We start from the raw sequence: 13,718 nt of genomic DNA on the forward strand, positions 1-13,718 counted from the left end.
TATTTTATTTTGAAAAAAATTCTTCTAATCATCTGGATTTGTTTAGTTACATCCGTTCTGTTCGGAATCCTTTTTATGATTGGTATAAGCAAAGGTTTGTTGGGTGCGATGCCAGATATTGTTGAATTAGAAAATCCCAAAAGTGAAATTTCATCTGAAATTTATGCTGAGGACGGGGTGTTGCTTGGGAAATATTACATAAAAAACCGCTCCAATGTTTCCTATGCGCAGATCAGTCCGTTTATGTTTCAAGCACTCATTGCCACAGAAGATATTCGTTTTGACAAACATGCAGGCATTGATTTTAGAAGCCTTGCGCGCGCAATAGCAGGGGCAGGAGGTTCTGGCGGAGGGAGTACAATCACACAGCAGCTTGCAAAAAATCTGTTTCATGACCCTGATTATAGCAGCACTATTAAAAGGGTTATTCAAAAACTAAAAGAATGGGTGATTGCGATTGAATTGGAGCGAGCATACACAAAAGACGAAATTATTACAATGTATCTCAACACGGTGCAGTTCTCAGGTCATTCTTACGGGATTAAATCTGCTGCTAAAGAGTTTTTTAATAAAGAACCTTTAGATTTAAAACGAGAAGAAGCCGCGGTTCTGGTGGGGTTGCTGAAAGCGATTTCATATTATAGTCCAAAATTGAATCCAGACAATGCAATCAAAAGAAGAAATGTTGTGTTGTCTCAAATGGCTAAGTATAAATTTTTCCCTAAGGAAGAATTTGACAGTTTAAAGAGTTTGCCAATTGAATTGGATTATGTGGCGGATTCGCATAATGAAGGATTAGCTCCATATTTTAGAGAATATATGAAGCGCATATTAATTCCTTGGTGTAATGAACGAGGGCTTAATTTGTATAAAGATGGATTGAAAATATATACAACCATCAATTCTAAAATGCAAGCACATGCAGAAAAAGCCGTGAACTTTCATTTAACCTCTTTGCAAGCAGAGTTTTATAAAAGTTGGGGAAATAAAGTGCCTTGGCGAGCAGAGAATTGGGCTGAACTGAAAAGTTTCCCCGAAATGGAGGCAAAAAAGACAGAACGTTATAGGACGCTCAAATTAGAGTTTAAGGATGATACTGCCGCTATTTGGAAAGTGATGAATACTCCTGCCAAAATGACTTTGTTTAGTTGGCAAGGAGAGGTTGATACTACAATGAGTCCGATGGATTCTGTAAAATATTATGCGCAATTTCTGCAAACAGGCTTTATTGCAATGGATCCGCATACAGGTCAAATCAAATCCTGGGTAGGTGGAATAAACCACAAATATTTTCAGTATGATCATGTGAACAAGTCTGCAACAAGACAAGTAGGTTCAACGTTTAAGCCGCTTTTCTATGCTTCTGCTTTGTATCTTGGGGCAGACCCATGCGAGTATTTTCCGCGAGAACAAACTACATTCTTTATAGATGGTTCGCAATCATGGTCTCCTAAGAACTCTGATGGGAGTTCAGGCGGTTTTATGAATATGCCCCAAGGTTTGGCTAATTCAGATAACCTTTATACGGCTCAATTGATGAAAAGCCTTGGTGAATCAGGTCCGCAAAATGTTGTGGACTTTGTGCGTAAAATGGGTATTGATAGCTCTAAGCTGCAAGCAGTGTATTCCATTTGTCTCGGGGTTTGTGATATTTCTGTTATGGAAATGGCGAGTGCTTTTAGTGTGTTTGCAAATAAAGGCAATTGGATTGAACCTACATTTCTAACCCGAATCGAAGATAAGAATGGCAATATTTTGGCAGAATTTGGACCCACCAAAATCAATCAAGTATTAACTGAAGAAAAAGCATATACTATCTTCAAATTTCTGGAAGGAGCAGTAAATTATGGGACAGGTGCCCGATTGAGAGGACGTTATAAAATAGCCGGCACCATAGGAGGTAAAACCGGTACTACACAAAGTAACTCAGACGGTTGGTTTATGAGTGTAACACGTGATTTGGTTACTGCTACTTGGGTTGGTTGTGATAGCCGAGCCGTCAGGTTTAGAAGTACAAACTTAGGACAAGGAGCCAATTCGGCACTGCCCATTTTTGCCAATTTTATTAAGTCAGTACTTGCCGACCAAGAACTTGATTTTAGACTTGACCCGCTTGATGTACCTGAAGTGGTAAGCACTCCACCAATGTGGGAATGTGCGCCTTACAAGCCTGATGGGAATCAATCCCTGCAATTAGGTTTTTAATACATTATTCCCATTCATTTTCATAATTTTGCACGTCTTTAATTATTGACGTTTCAAATATTATGAAAGAACAAGAAGTATATCATCCCAAGCATAAGATTCGTGTAGTTACAGCAGCTTCACTGTTTGATGGACATGACGCAGCGATTAATATCATGCGTAGAATTATTCAAGGCACTGGTGCGGAGGTCATCCACCTAGGACACGATAGGAGTGCTCTTGAAGTAGTCAATACTGCCATACAAGAAGATGCTGATGCTATTTCTATGACGAGTTATCAAGGTGGGCATAATGAATACTTTAAATATATGTATGACCTGCTCAAAGAACGTGGTGCAGGGCATATCAAGATTTTTGGCGGTGGTGGTGGTGTAATTTTACCCAAAGAAATCAAAGATTTGATGAAGTATGGAATCGAGAGGATCTATTCTCCCGATGATGGTAGAAGTATGGGTTTGCAAGGGATGATAAATGATCTTGTGCAAAAGGTTGATAAAATCTATGACAAGAAACCAAGTGTTCCAACCGGTGATAAACTCAAAAAATTGCTTGAAAAAAGGGATGTTAACACCATCTCAAGACTCATCTCGCTTGCAGAAAATAATCCTAAGTTATTTAAACAAACCTTTAAATCAGCTGCCGCTAAATCAAAGACACCGGTGTTGGGAATCACAGGAACAGGAGGTGCAGGAAAATCAAGTTTGGTTGATGAGTTTGTGAGAAGATATCTCAACGATTTTCCTAAGAAGAATGTCGCCATTATTTCTGTTGATCCAAGTAAACGCAAGACAGGTGGAGCATTGTTGGGTGATAGAATCAGAATGAATTCAATAAACAATGAACGTGTGTTCATGCGTTCAATGGCAACCCGTCAAAGCAATCTTTCTTTGAGTCAACATGTTGATGATGCACTTGCAATTATGCAAGCTGCCGGCTTTGATTTGATTATACTGGAAACCTCAGGAATAGGGCAGTCAGGAAGTGAAATTTCAGAACATGCAGATGTAGCACTCTATGTGATGACACCGGAGTATGGTGCTGCTTCTCAACTTGAAAAGATTGATATGCTTGACTTTGCTGATGTTGTTGCACTGAATAAGTTTGACAAGAAAGGAGCTTTGGATGCACTTAGAGATGTAAAGAAACAATTTCAACGCAATCACAAATTGTTTGATATGAAGCCGGAAGATATGCCCGTTTTCGGGACAGTTGCTTCTCAGTTCAATGATTCAGGTATGAATAAATTATATCACAAACTGATAGAGGTGATTGAGAAAAAAACAAAAGTGAAATTTGGAACAGGAGTCGCAATCAAGCAAGAGTCGTCTGAGAAAGTGTATATCATCCCTCCGCAGCGTACTCGCTATCTAAGTGAAATTACAGAGAATAATAGAAACTATAACGCCACTGCAGTTAGACAATCTGAAATTGCTTCAAAATTATATGGTTTATACCAAGCCGTGCTTAGCTTTGGAGGAGATGACTTATTGCTCAATCCTAACTATAAAGGCTCTGATGATATACTCAAAAAATTGGTCGCTCAATTCCACAAAGAAAAGAAGAATCTAAACCCCCATCATTGGGATTTGATACAACAATGGGCTAACAAGATTCAATCTTTTAAGGATGAATATTTTGTATTTAAAGTACGCGATAAGCAAATAAAAATACAAACCCATACAGAGTCTTTGTCTCATTCACAGGTGCCGAAGATTGCGGTTCCGCGTTACAGTGGTTGGGGAGATATTTTACTTTGGATATTAACTGAAAATTTTCCGGGTGAATTTCCTTATGCTGCCGGAATTTATCCCTTCAAGAGAGAAGGAGAAGATCCAACACGAATGTTTGCCGGAGAAGGTGGTCCGGAACGAACTAATAAGAGGTTTCATTATGTCAGCAAAGGGATGCCGGCTAAACGTCTTTCAACAGCGTTTGATTCTGTAACCCTGTATGGCAGAAACCCGGATTTACGTCCTGATATTTATGGGAAAATTGGAAATGCCGGTGTGAGTATTTGCTGTTTGGATGATGCCAAAAAGCTATACAGCGGGTTTAATTTAGCAGACCCTAAGACTTCTGTTTCTATGACTATCAATGGTCCTGCACCTATGTTGTTGGCTTTCTTTATGAATGCTGCGATTGATCAGCAATGTGAGGTTTATATAAAAGAAAACGGATTAGAGAATGAGGTAAAAAAGAAGATTGCAAAGATTTACAAGTCTTATGGACAACCAATACCTCAATATCAAGGTGAGCTACCTGAAGGAAATGATGGATTAGGGCTCATGTTGCTCGGTGTTACAGGAGATCTGGTGCTGCCTCAAAATGTATATGAAAAGATTAAAGCCCATACTTTATCTCAGGTTCGTGGCACTGTACAAGCTGATATACTTAAAGAAGATCAGGCACAAAATACATGTATCTTTAGTACTGAGTTTGCACTTAGATTGATGGGTGATGTACAAGAATATTTTATTTCTCAAAAAATCAGGAATTTTTATTCAGTTTCAATTTCAGGATATCATATTGCGGAAGCCGGAGCAAATCCAATTACACAATTAGCCTTTACACTGTCAAATGGTTTTACTTATGTTGAGTACTACCTTTCCAGAGGCATGAGTATTGATGATTTTGGACCTAATTTGTCTTTCTTTTTTAGTAACGGAATAGACCCTGAGTATGCAGTAATAGGACGTGTGGCGAGAAGAATTTGGGCGAAAGCGATGAAACACAAATACGGTGCGGATGCTCGTTCACAAATGTTAAAATACCATATTCAAACCAGTGGTCGCTCTTTACATGCCCAAGAAATTGACTTTAATGATATTAGAACAACATTGCAAGCCTTGTATGCAATTTATGACAATTGTAATTCTCTGCATACTAATGCTTATGATGAAGCGATCACAACCCCGACAGAGGAGTCTGTGCGCAGGGCTATGGCGATTCAACTTATCATCAATAGAGAATTAGGCTTGGCAAAAAATGAAAATCCATTACAAGGTTCATTTATCATTGAAGAGTTAACAGATTTGGTAGAAGAAGCTGTGTATGCTGAGTTTGATAGAATTACCGATAGAGGTGGTGTGTTGGGCGCAATGGAAACAATGTACCAACGCAGTACTATTCAAGAAGAGAGTTTATATTATGAAAGATTAAAACAAACGGGTGAGTTCCCTATTATAGGGGTTAATACATTCTTGAGTAGCAGTGGATCTCCAACTATTATTCCTAAAGAAGTCATTCGGGCTACACAAACGGAAAAGGACTATCAAATTGAGATGTTGGCTCATTTGCATAAGCGAAATGAAAAAAATACTGACGAAGCACTCAAGAAGCTGCAATCAGCCGCAATTCACAATAAGAATGTGTTTGCAGAATTAATGGAAGTTGCTAAGATTTGTTCATTAGGTCAGATCACCGATGCCTTGTTCAATGTGGGAGGGCAATATAGGAGAAGTATGTAATTTCTAAGCCTTAATGAAAGTTCTTCTGCTTACAGATGGGGTTTATCCTTATGCTTTGGGAGGGATGCAAAAACATTCCAATAACTTAGCCAGGTATCTTGCAAGAGAAGGTTGTGAGGTTACGCTTGCGCACTGTGTTTATGGAGAGAATGTTATTCCCGATAATCGCACAGTTGCCAAGGAATTAGAAGTTACAGCAGTTGTTGGATTTAAATTCCCTGATTCCATTCATTTGCCGGGACATTATATTTTAAATTCAAGGAAATACAGTCAGTTACTTTATGAACATTTTAAAACCGACATGGCTTCGTTTGATGTAATTTATGCACAAGGCTTTACTGCTTGGACAATGCTTAAAAGACGGAATCAAAATGTTTGCACCCCGGTAGTGCTCAATTTACATGGAATTGAAATGTATCAACCTGCGTTCTCTTTTAAGGAAAGACTTGAAAAATCCCTATTGCGAATCCCTGCAAAATCTCTGATAAAAAATGCGGATTTTATCCAATCCTTAGGAGGTAAGTTAACCGCTCGTCTGAATCAGTTATCTCATAAAAGTAAAGTGTGGGAGTGTGGTATCGGTATTGAGTCTTCATGGTATAGAGATGTAAATGAATTGCAAGTGCATGAGGGGGTGTTAAAATTTGTTTTTATAGGCAGACATGAAGCGAGAAAGGGATTGCATTTGTTGAATCCCGTCCTTCAAAGACTATCAAATGCACAGCAAGAATTTGCAATAGATTTTATTGGCGAAATTCCTGCTGCAATGCAATTGTCAGGCAAAGAGTTCACTTATCATGGCAAAATCATGGATGAGAATAAAATTCAAAACATTCTTGACCAATGTGATGTGTTGCTGCTGACATCTCTATCAGAAGGGATGCCCACTGTTGTGTTAGAGGCTATGACACGTGGATTAGCGGTATTGGCTACGGATGTAGGAGCGGTTGCAAAATTAGTTAGCGCTGATAATGGACAGCTAATACAACCGGGAAATGTCAAAGAGTTGGAAGAAGGTATTCTATCGTTTTGTTCGATGGATGCAGATCAGCTGTTAAAGAAAAAGCAACATTCAATTCAGAAAGCAACACCTTTCAAATGGGATGTTATTATTAAAGATTATGTGGCTTTTCTTAGTTCTATTTCAGGATAAGTGATTAAGAACTAATAAAATTCCTAACCAGACTCTCACATTGTGTAAATGTTTGTTCTAAAACATCATTCACAACCACCACATCGTATTTAGATTCAAAAGAAAGTTCATGATTGGCTTTGTTGATTCTTTCTTGAAGTTCATGTTCTACTTCGGTACTTCTTTTCTTCAACCTTTCCATCAACACTTCAATGCTTGGAGGTCTTAGAAAAACAGCAAGAGCTTTGTCTCCGAATTGTTTTTTTATGTTTAATCCACCCATGACATCTACATCAAAAACCACAGTTTTTCCATGGCTCCAAATTCGTTTTACTTCAGACCAAAGTGTGCCGTAATACAGTCCTTCATAAACCATCTCATGTTCCAAAAACTCATCGTTAGCAAGTTTTGCTTTAAAATCACTTTCTGATAAGAAATAGTATTCTTTACCATGAATTTCTTTGCCTCTGGGTTTTCTCGTAGTAGCCGAAACAGAGAATTCTAATTCAGGGAATATGTTAAGCAAATGGTTGACAACCGTGCTTTTTCCGGTTCCTGAAGGGGCAGAAAAAATGATGACTTTTCCGTTTATTTCCATCGGTTTTGAGTGCTCAAAGGTAGCCAAATTAATTAGGAAGAATAACCTGCAATAATTACTTTCGCATCAAATTAAGGGGAGCCGGTATTTCAATGTATTTTAAAGAAATATTTGATATATATAAACAAGCATGGAGAATATTGCAGGCTAAATACAAACCTACAGTTGTTAAACATGCATTGGGCTTGTCTTTGCTGTCAATTGCGGATTTCGTAGGTTTGGCTGTCCTTGTACCTTTGTTGGTTGTATTATTGAATTCCGGTTTGCATAATTCTATTTTTGGACATTATCCTGTAACATATCTGTTTGCTTTTTTAGCGGGAGTAATGCTTTTTTTTATAGTCAAAGCCTATGTTTCATTCTTTCTTCTAAAAAAACAGGCAAGTTTAGTGAGTAGAATTGTGCGGAATATTTCAGAAATAAATACTCGTCAATTTTTAGATTTACCTTATGAAAAACGCTTGGAAACCAACTCGTCTTTATTTTCAGAAAAGGTATATTTTCAACCTCTGTTAATAGGTCAGGGGATTTTTGTTCCATTGTTTGTTTTGTTTCAAGAATCTGTGGTGCTTATCTGCATTTTATGTGGTCTGTTGGTCTTCTATCCCTTTATCTCCTTAGGTCTAATGATTGTACTCGCTCTCTCCGGTATTATTATGTATAAATGGATTCGTTCGCGAACTAAAGTACTTGGGCAGAGTAATATCAGTAAACGCAAGAATCTTTTTAATGAAATTACTTTAAGCCATAGCGGTATGCTTGATATAAAGCAGAATCAGGCACAGGAATTCTATATTAAAGATATTACAGATAAAGTTTATACACTTGCCAAAGGCGAGTTGGAGACGAATACCCTCAAAGTGATTCCGTTTAGAGTCAATGAGCTGATTTCGGTTGTTGGGCTTGCAGCTATGATTCTCTATGCGTACATGATAGATTTTCAAGAAGATTTTATTTTGTTTGGGTCAGTTTTTGCGCTGGCATTATTCAGAGCTGTGCCTGCAATCAATCGTATTCAGTTAAATTTAGTTCAAATGCGACTGTATTCAAACCATCTTAAAACGTTGAATATCAATACGAGTGTTGAAATTGAGAGTGAAGTGTTAGCACCATTTTGTAAAAATTTATCAGTTAAGGCTGTAAGTCAAACTTACAGAGAAAGTAATGAACCAATCTTTAATCCGCTTAATTTTACTATCCCTGCCGGCACTATCACTGTTTTCTCAGGTCGTTCAGGTGCAGGAAAGTCAACAATGCTCAAAATTATTGCCGGTCAAGTTACGCCTTCCAAAGGTGAGTTGTGGGTTGATGGAGTTAAAATCACTCCTAACAATATCAAATCTTGGCAAAATCAGTTGACATATATTAGTCAGAAGCCATTTGTACATAGAGGAAGTATTTTGGACAACCTCACTCTTGGCTCAGACAAGGCGGTAGATAAAAAACGTGCGGAAGAAGCGCTTGTTTTGTCCGGACTCAATGAATTTGTGGATGGATGGGAAACACGTGCTATTGGAGAAGAGGGATTTAAGATTTCGGAGGGACAAAAACAAAGGTTGTTATTAGCGCGTGCTTTATACAGGAACACCCGTATTTTATTGCTAGATGAAATCACTGCTAATCTTGACTCTGAGAACACACATTACATTTTGAGAACATTGCGGGCAATGCGTCAAAGAGGGTGTACTATTATTCTCATTTCTCATAACCCGGATTTTTTTACTATTGCAGACTTAAATATAAATTTTAAAGATAAACAAATATACCTACATGAATATTCAAAATCAGAAAGTTAGATTCGCAGTTATTGGATGTGGACATATCGGAAAAAGACATGCCGAGATGGTGCATAGACATCCTGAGGCTGAATTAGTGGCTCTTTGTGATATCAAAGACAAGGCATTGTTAGGTATTGAGCAATATACTGTACCTTTTTATTCTTCAGCTGATGAGTTATTACATAATCATCCTGATATTGATGTAGTGTCTGTATGTACTCCCAATGGACTCCACGCTACTTTTGGATTGAAGGCTCTTGCTGCAAAGAAGAATCTTGTAATCGAAAAACCAATGGCATTAAGCAAAGCAGATTGCGAAAAGATGATTTTCAAAGCACTGCAAATGTCCAAACAGGTTTTTTGTGTGATGCAAAACAGATATTCTCCTCCCTCAGTTTGGATTAAAGACTTGCTTGAAAGAAGGGTGTTAGGCGATATTTATATGGTTCAAATAAATTGTTACTGGAATCGAGACGAACGATACTATAAGCCTGATACTTGGAAAGGTGATTTAGAACTTGATGGCGGTACACTATTTACTCAATTTTCTCACTTCATTGACATCATGTATTGGTTGTTTGGCGATATTACCAACATTAAAGCCAAGTTTAATGATTTTAAACACCAGCAAAATACAGATTTTGAAGATAGTGGGGTTGTCAATTTTGATTTTATTAACGGAGGTATGGGTTGTCTCAATTACTCAACCGCAGTATGGGATAAAAATCTTGAATCATCTTTGACCATTGTGGCAGAGAATGGAACTGTGAAGATAGGTGGACAATACATGAACGAAGTTGAAGTTTGTAATATCAAAGATTATCAGATGCCTGAATTGCCTGAGGCTAATCCTGCGAATGATTATGGAGGATATAAAGGCTCTGCGAATAATCATAATTTGTTTTATGAAAATGTGATTGATACCTTGAAAGGAAGGAATGTGGTTACAACGAATGCACTCGAAGGATTAAAGGTGGTAGAAATCATTGAGAGGATTTATGAAAACAATCTATTTTTAAAGAAAAAAGGCTAATTTTCAGAAGAGTTGATTTCTTATCTCACAAGTGTGAACGTGCCAGAGAACGAGTGTTTTTCTCCGTAAATTGTTATGAGTTCAACAATGTAGGTATAGATTCCTATTGCGGATTCCAGGTTTTTGCATTTTCCATCCCAACTGTTATTAGTTTTTGTTTCAAAAACCAGTTCGCCCCATCTGTTAAATATTTTTAAGTGGAAGGATGATACACCATGCATAGTTGGGAAAAAGTAATCGTTTATTCCGTCTCCGTTTGGGGAAAAGGCATCTGGGAAAAAAACTCTGTAGAGTGGTCTAATGAATACAGAACCATCAGCTGTATCTTGGCAGTTATCCTCTGAAATTGCGATAAGTCTAACTGAAAAATGTCCTGTGTCTTCATATTTGATTTGTGGCTCAAACTCAAAGAAATTGCCAAAAGGATTTATTGACCAAATCCAATTAAATGCGCCTGTACTGAGATTATTGAAACGAATGTTTAAATTATCCAAATTAGGTTCTTCTGGTGAAAATGAAAATGCAGCTAAGGGTTTTGGATAAATCGAAATACTATCTCCGTCAATTTCTGCAACACATCCATTTTGAGTAACAATCTTTATGTTTGAGGTATATGTTCCGACCTGTCCTAACAATTTTGATTGTATTGTTTTTGATTCGTTGCCTACAAGAGAATCACCGTTACTCAAGTTAATTCTATATAGGAATTGCCCTATAAGATCATGATCGAGTTTAAATAACACATTGAGTGGGCTGCACCCGCTATTAGGTGTTATTACTAATTTTGTTTGATTAGGACTCTCATACACCTCAATTTCTTTTTCAAATTTAATACTTATTCCTCTGTAATATAACAATGTCTTAAGCGCATATTTACCGGGTAATTCGTAGAGATGATATACTGTTGAATCGCCTAGTTTAATATACCCGTCACCAAAATCCCAAAGGATAGAATCTGCCGAATTTGTAAAAAGTCTTGCTTTCAGTGAATCGGATTGGCAAACATTGTCTGCAATAATTCCACAAGACAGAAAATCAACATTTACTGAATCGGATGCTGTACAATGAAGAGAAGAAACAGAAAGAGAATATTTTCCGGATTCGTTCACTTTTAACCATGTGTTTGTACTTTTATCATTCCATCTGTAGCTGGTGTATTCAGGGTGAAAGGCATCTATCATTAAAGAGCTTCCAGTACAAATAAGGGTGTCATTTCCGAGGTTCAAAGGAGTAATATTAAAAATTTCTTTCCAGAAGCTTGTCGTGTCAATGCTCCCGTTCATAAAGAGGGTTGCCTTTACCTCAAATGTCCCGTCATTGATATAAACGTGGAACACTGAATCGCTCATGCTTGTCAAAGTTGCCCCATCTCCAAATGACCAATGTATTGAATCATATTCAGCAAAGGTCATTAAGAAGACAGCAGTGTCATTTACACAAGATGCTTTACTTTCGATTTTGGGGTAATAGAGGGATGCTAGGACTTTTTCAGGCAAATAACAAGAGTTCTTTTCTGGAAGAAGAATTGCTAAAGATGAATAATTGCAAGAATCACGAGGTAAATCAGGCTCATTAATCACTGAGATAGCGGAATCATTGTAAAATACCACTCTGCATATATGTATCTCTAGATAAGTAAATTTTCTTGTTATATGCAAGTCTTAGGTTTGTAATACTATGCATTCCATTGCCAATAACTTTATGACATGCATTGGTAAGTAGCGTGTCATTCACTATAGTTACAGGACACTGGTATAAACCAAGGTCGGGATGTGCGTAATAATTTAGAGATAAATAAAAATAATTGTATGATCTTGAAAATTCAATTCCACTAACATGAGGCTGATTGTAATATCCTTGGTGAAATGGCACTTTGATTTGTCTTGGGTTGTGAGCAATTCCTGTTTCAATATCAAAATCAAGTAACAAAATACGCCTATCATTCCATAAATTACCGAAGTCATCAGTCAATGAGTTGTAAACATCAATGCCATGCACAATCAAATACTTGCCGTCAGGAGATATTTTGCAAGCACGTGCGAGCCTAATATTTACTATGGAACTATTAATGGTTATTTTGTGAGGGAACTTTAGTGCTTTAGAAATGATAACATCATTGCTATCTATACCATTCTGTGTAAACTTATAAGCATAAATGTAAAGAGTCGAATCAAATTGAGATACCCTACTTTCTAAAAGCCATACGAATCTCTTGCTAGGGTGGTTTATGTAATCGCTAAAGGTAACCGTGAAGCAACGATTGTCCTCTACAACACCACCTCTTCCGCTATCTATGTCCATATCTATGGCATATTTTGAACTGATGCAATAATGACTTCTGTTGGGTCTTTTTATTGCAAAAGGAAACATAGAAAGACTATCAATGAGTTCACTCCCTTGCATCAATCGAAAATTCTTGTTCCAAATAGTGCCTTTAGCCGTGTAAAATTGAAGATTACCATTGGAGTCGGATACACAAGTTGTAATTGGATAGTCATTAAGTCCATAAGTTGAGTTCACTATATTGAGAGTGGGATTGTTGCTTACCACGGGATCGGATGCAGTGTCTGGGAAGTAAAATGTATTATTGTCTGCAAAAATCCAATTGCTGAACTCTCTACCAGATTGAGCTGTGGAAGAAAAATGCAATTGGAGCAACAATATATAAAAGAATATTTTTCTCATTCGTCAGAATAAAGCGCGTTCATTTATTACTCTCTTTCGCTGTCTAAAACTGTTTGATGCTAATCATACATAAAATCTAAATTTTATAAATCCATTAACCATAGTTACATCAACTTAAATATATTGACAGCCGGATAAACCACAACACTGTAATACTGTTGTGAAGGTTGTTGTTTGATTTGCCCAATTAAAAATATTGCCGACCCATGGTTCAATGGGTTGCATCGTTGATGGATCTAAGAGTCTGAATAATGTAGGACACTGACATGTCCCATCACAAAATCTCATACATGGTCCAATCCATGGTAATGGATTTGGAATCCCTACATTGGAGTTTTTTAAAACAAAGCCAATATATTCATTTGGGTTTGGGTAGCCACTCCCTTGATACCCCCATGCAAAGTGCAAATCACAATCTGTTTGGTTATCTATTTCACAAACCATACCGCATGTTGAGGTGCAATAATCAATGTCTGTGGGCAAACAGGTTTGTCCTTGAGCATTACTCAATTGATTAAATGCTATTAGCATTACTAAGATTGAAAATAACTTTTTCATTATATTGGTCTTATTCATGTTAGATCTTGCTCTGGGGAGTCAATGTTTGTAAGTAGTTTTCCACAAAACCGATTTTTCATATTGGGCAAATTATGGGTTAAAAAAATAAGAATATATAAATGTAATGATGCTCTAACTTCACTCTTGTAAGTTTTCTCAATAACGTATTAAGTAGTGTTTGTACTGAGTATAGTGTATTTTGACTCAACATGAGGACTAAAAGTCTTAAAACTATAAAAGTTGGACAGTTCTAATATATACA

General features: G+C 37.1%; 9 protein-coding genes. 5 read left to right on the forward strand and 4 right to left on the reverse strand.

The features are described 5' to 3' along the window. Nucleotides 1-9 precede the first annotated feature (9 nt). From M0R38_09800 to M0R38_09810, 3 genes are all read left to right on the forward strand, one after another. Nucleotides 10-2,205 carry a transglycosylase domain-containing protein gene (locus M0R38_09800; GenBank protein ID MCK9482036.1) on the forward strand — a complete coding sequence of 732 codons (2,196 nt, stop codon included), beginning with the start codon at nt 10-12 and terminating at the stop codon, nt 2,203-2,205. Nucleotides 2,206-2,267: 62 nt separating this feature from the next. Further along, nucleotides 2,268-5,672 (forward strand): methylmalonyl-CoA mutase family protein, encoded by a 3,405-nt coding sequence (locus M0R38_09805; protein MCK9482037.1) that lies wholly within the window; start codon nt 2,268-2,270, stop codon nt 5,670-5,672. 13 nt (nt 5,673-5,685) lie between these two features. Further along, the gene (locus M0R38_09810) at nt 5,686-6,825 is read left to right on the forward strand and encodes a glycosyltransferase family 4 protein (protein ID MCK9482038.1); all 1,140 of its coding nucleotides are present in this window, start codon (nt 5,686-5,688) and stop codon (nt 6,823-6,825) included. Between the two features lie 4 nt (nt 6,826-6,829). Here M0R38_09810 and gmk read toward each other — a convergent pair whose 3' ends face one another. Continuing rightward, complete coding sequence (gene gmk / locus M0R38_09815; protein MCK9482039.1) at nt 6,830-7,402, reverse strand: guanylate kinase; 573 nt, start codon at nt 7,400-7,402, stop codon at nt 6,830-6,832. A gap of 92 nt (nt 7,403-7,494) precedes the next feature. On the opposite strand from gmk, the gene M0R38_09820 reads away from it, so the two are divergent. Further along, a complete protein-coding gene (locus tag M0R38_09820; protein ID MCK9482040.1) occupies nt 7,495-9,198 on the forward strand; it encodes an ABC transporter ATP-binding protein/permease in 1,704 nt (567 codons plus the stop codon). Continuing rightward, entirely contained in the window at nt 9,173-10,213 is a 1,041-nt protein-coding gene (locus tag M0R38_09825) for a Gfo/Idh/MocA family oxidoreductase (GenBank protein MCK9482041.1), read from the forward strand. Before M0R38_09820 ends, M0R38_09825 begins: the two co-directional genes overlap by 26 nt. 20 nt (nt 10,214-10,233) lie before the next feature. Here the strand turns inward: M0R38_09825 and M0R38_09830 are convergent, their stop codons facing one another. From M0R38_09830 to M0R38_09840, 3 genes are all read right to left on the reverse strand, one after another. Next, nucleotides 10,234-11,823: a gliding motility-associated C-terminal domain-containing protein gene (locus M0R38_09830; GenBank protein ID MCK9482042.1), complete on the reverse strand. Its 1,590-nt coding sequence runs from the start codon at nt 11,821-11,823 to the stop codon at nt 10,234-10,236. Further along, complete coding sequence (locus M0R38_09835) at nt 11,807-12,898, reverse strand: hypothetical protein (protein ID MCK9482043.1); 1,092 nt, start codon at nt 12,896-12,898, stop codon at nt 11,807-11,809. Before M0R38_09835 ends, M0R38_09830 begins: the two co-directional genes overlap by 17 nt. 114 nt (nt 12,899-13,012) lie before the next feature. Next, entirely contained in the window at nt 13,013-13,456 is a 444-nt protein-coding gene (locus M0R38_09840; protein ID MCK9482044.1) for a hypothetical protein, read from the reverse strand. Between the last annotated feature and the right edge of the window lie 262 nt (nt 13,457-13,718).

The sequence above is a fragment of the Bacteroidia bacterium genome, from assembly GCA_023228875.1.
Taxonomy (GTDB): Bacteria; Bacteroidota; Bacteroidia; order NS11-12g; family UBA955; genus JALOAG01.

Excerpts from the sequence above, each read along its gene's own strand:
- gmk (MCK9482039.1), bottom strand. The coding sequence starts at position 7,402 with ATGGAAATAAACGGAAAAGTCATCATTTTTTCTGCCCCTTCAGGAACC.
- M0R38_09825 (MCK9482041.1), top strand. The coding sequence starts at position 9,173 with ATGAATATTCAAAATCAGAAAGTTAGATTCGCAGTTATTGGATGTGGA.
- M0R38_09805 (MCK9482037.1), top strand. The coding sequence starts at position 2,268 with ATGAAAGAACAAGAAGTATATCATCCCAAGCATAAGATTCGTGTAGTT.
- M0R38_09810 (MCK9482038.1), top strand. The coding sequence starts at position 5,686 with ATGAAAGTTCTTCTGCTTACAGATGGGGTTTATCCTTATGCTTTGGGA.
- M0R38_09840 (MCK9482044.1), bottom strand. The coding sequence starts at position 13,456 with ATGAAAAAGTTATTTTCAATCTTAGTAATGCTAATAGCATTTAATCAA.
- M0R38_09835 (MCK9482043.1), bottom strand. The coding sequence starts at position 12,898 with ATGAGAAAAATATTCTTTTATATATTGTTGCTCCAATTGCATTTTTCT.
- M0R38_09820 (MCK9482040.1), top strand. The coding sequence starts at position 7,495 with ATGTATTTTAAAGAAATATTTGATATATATAAACAAGCATGGAGAATA.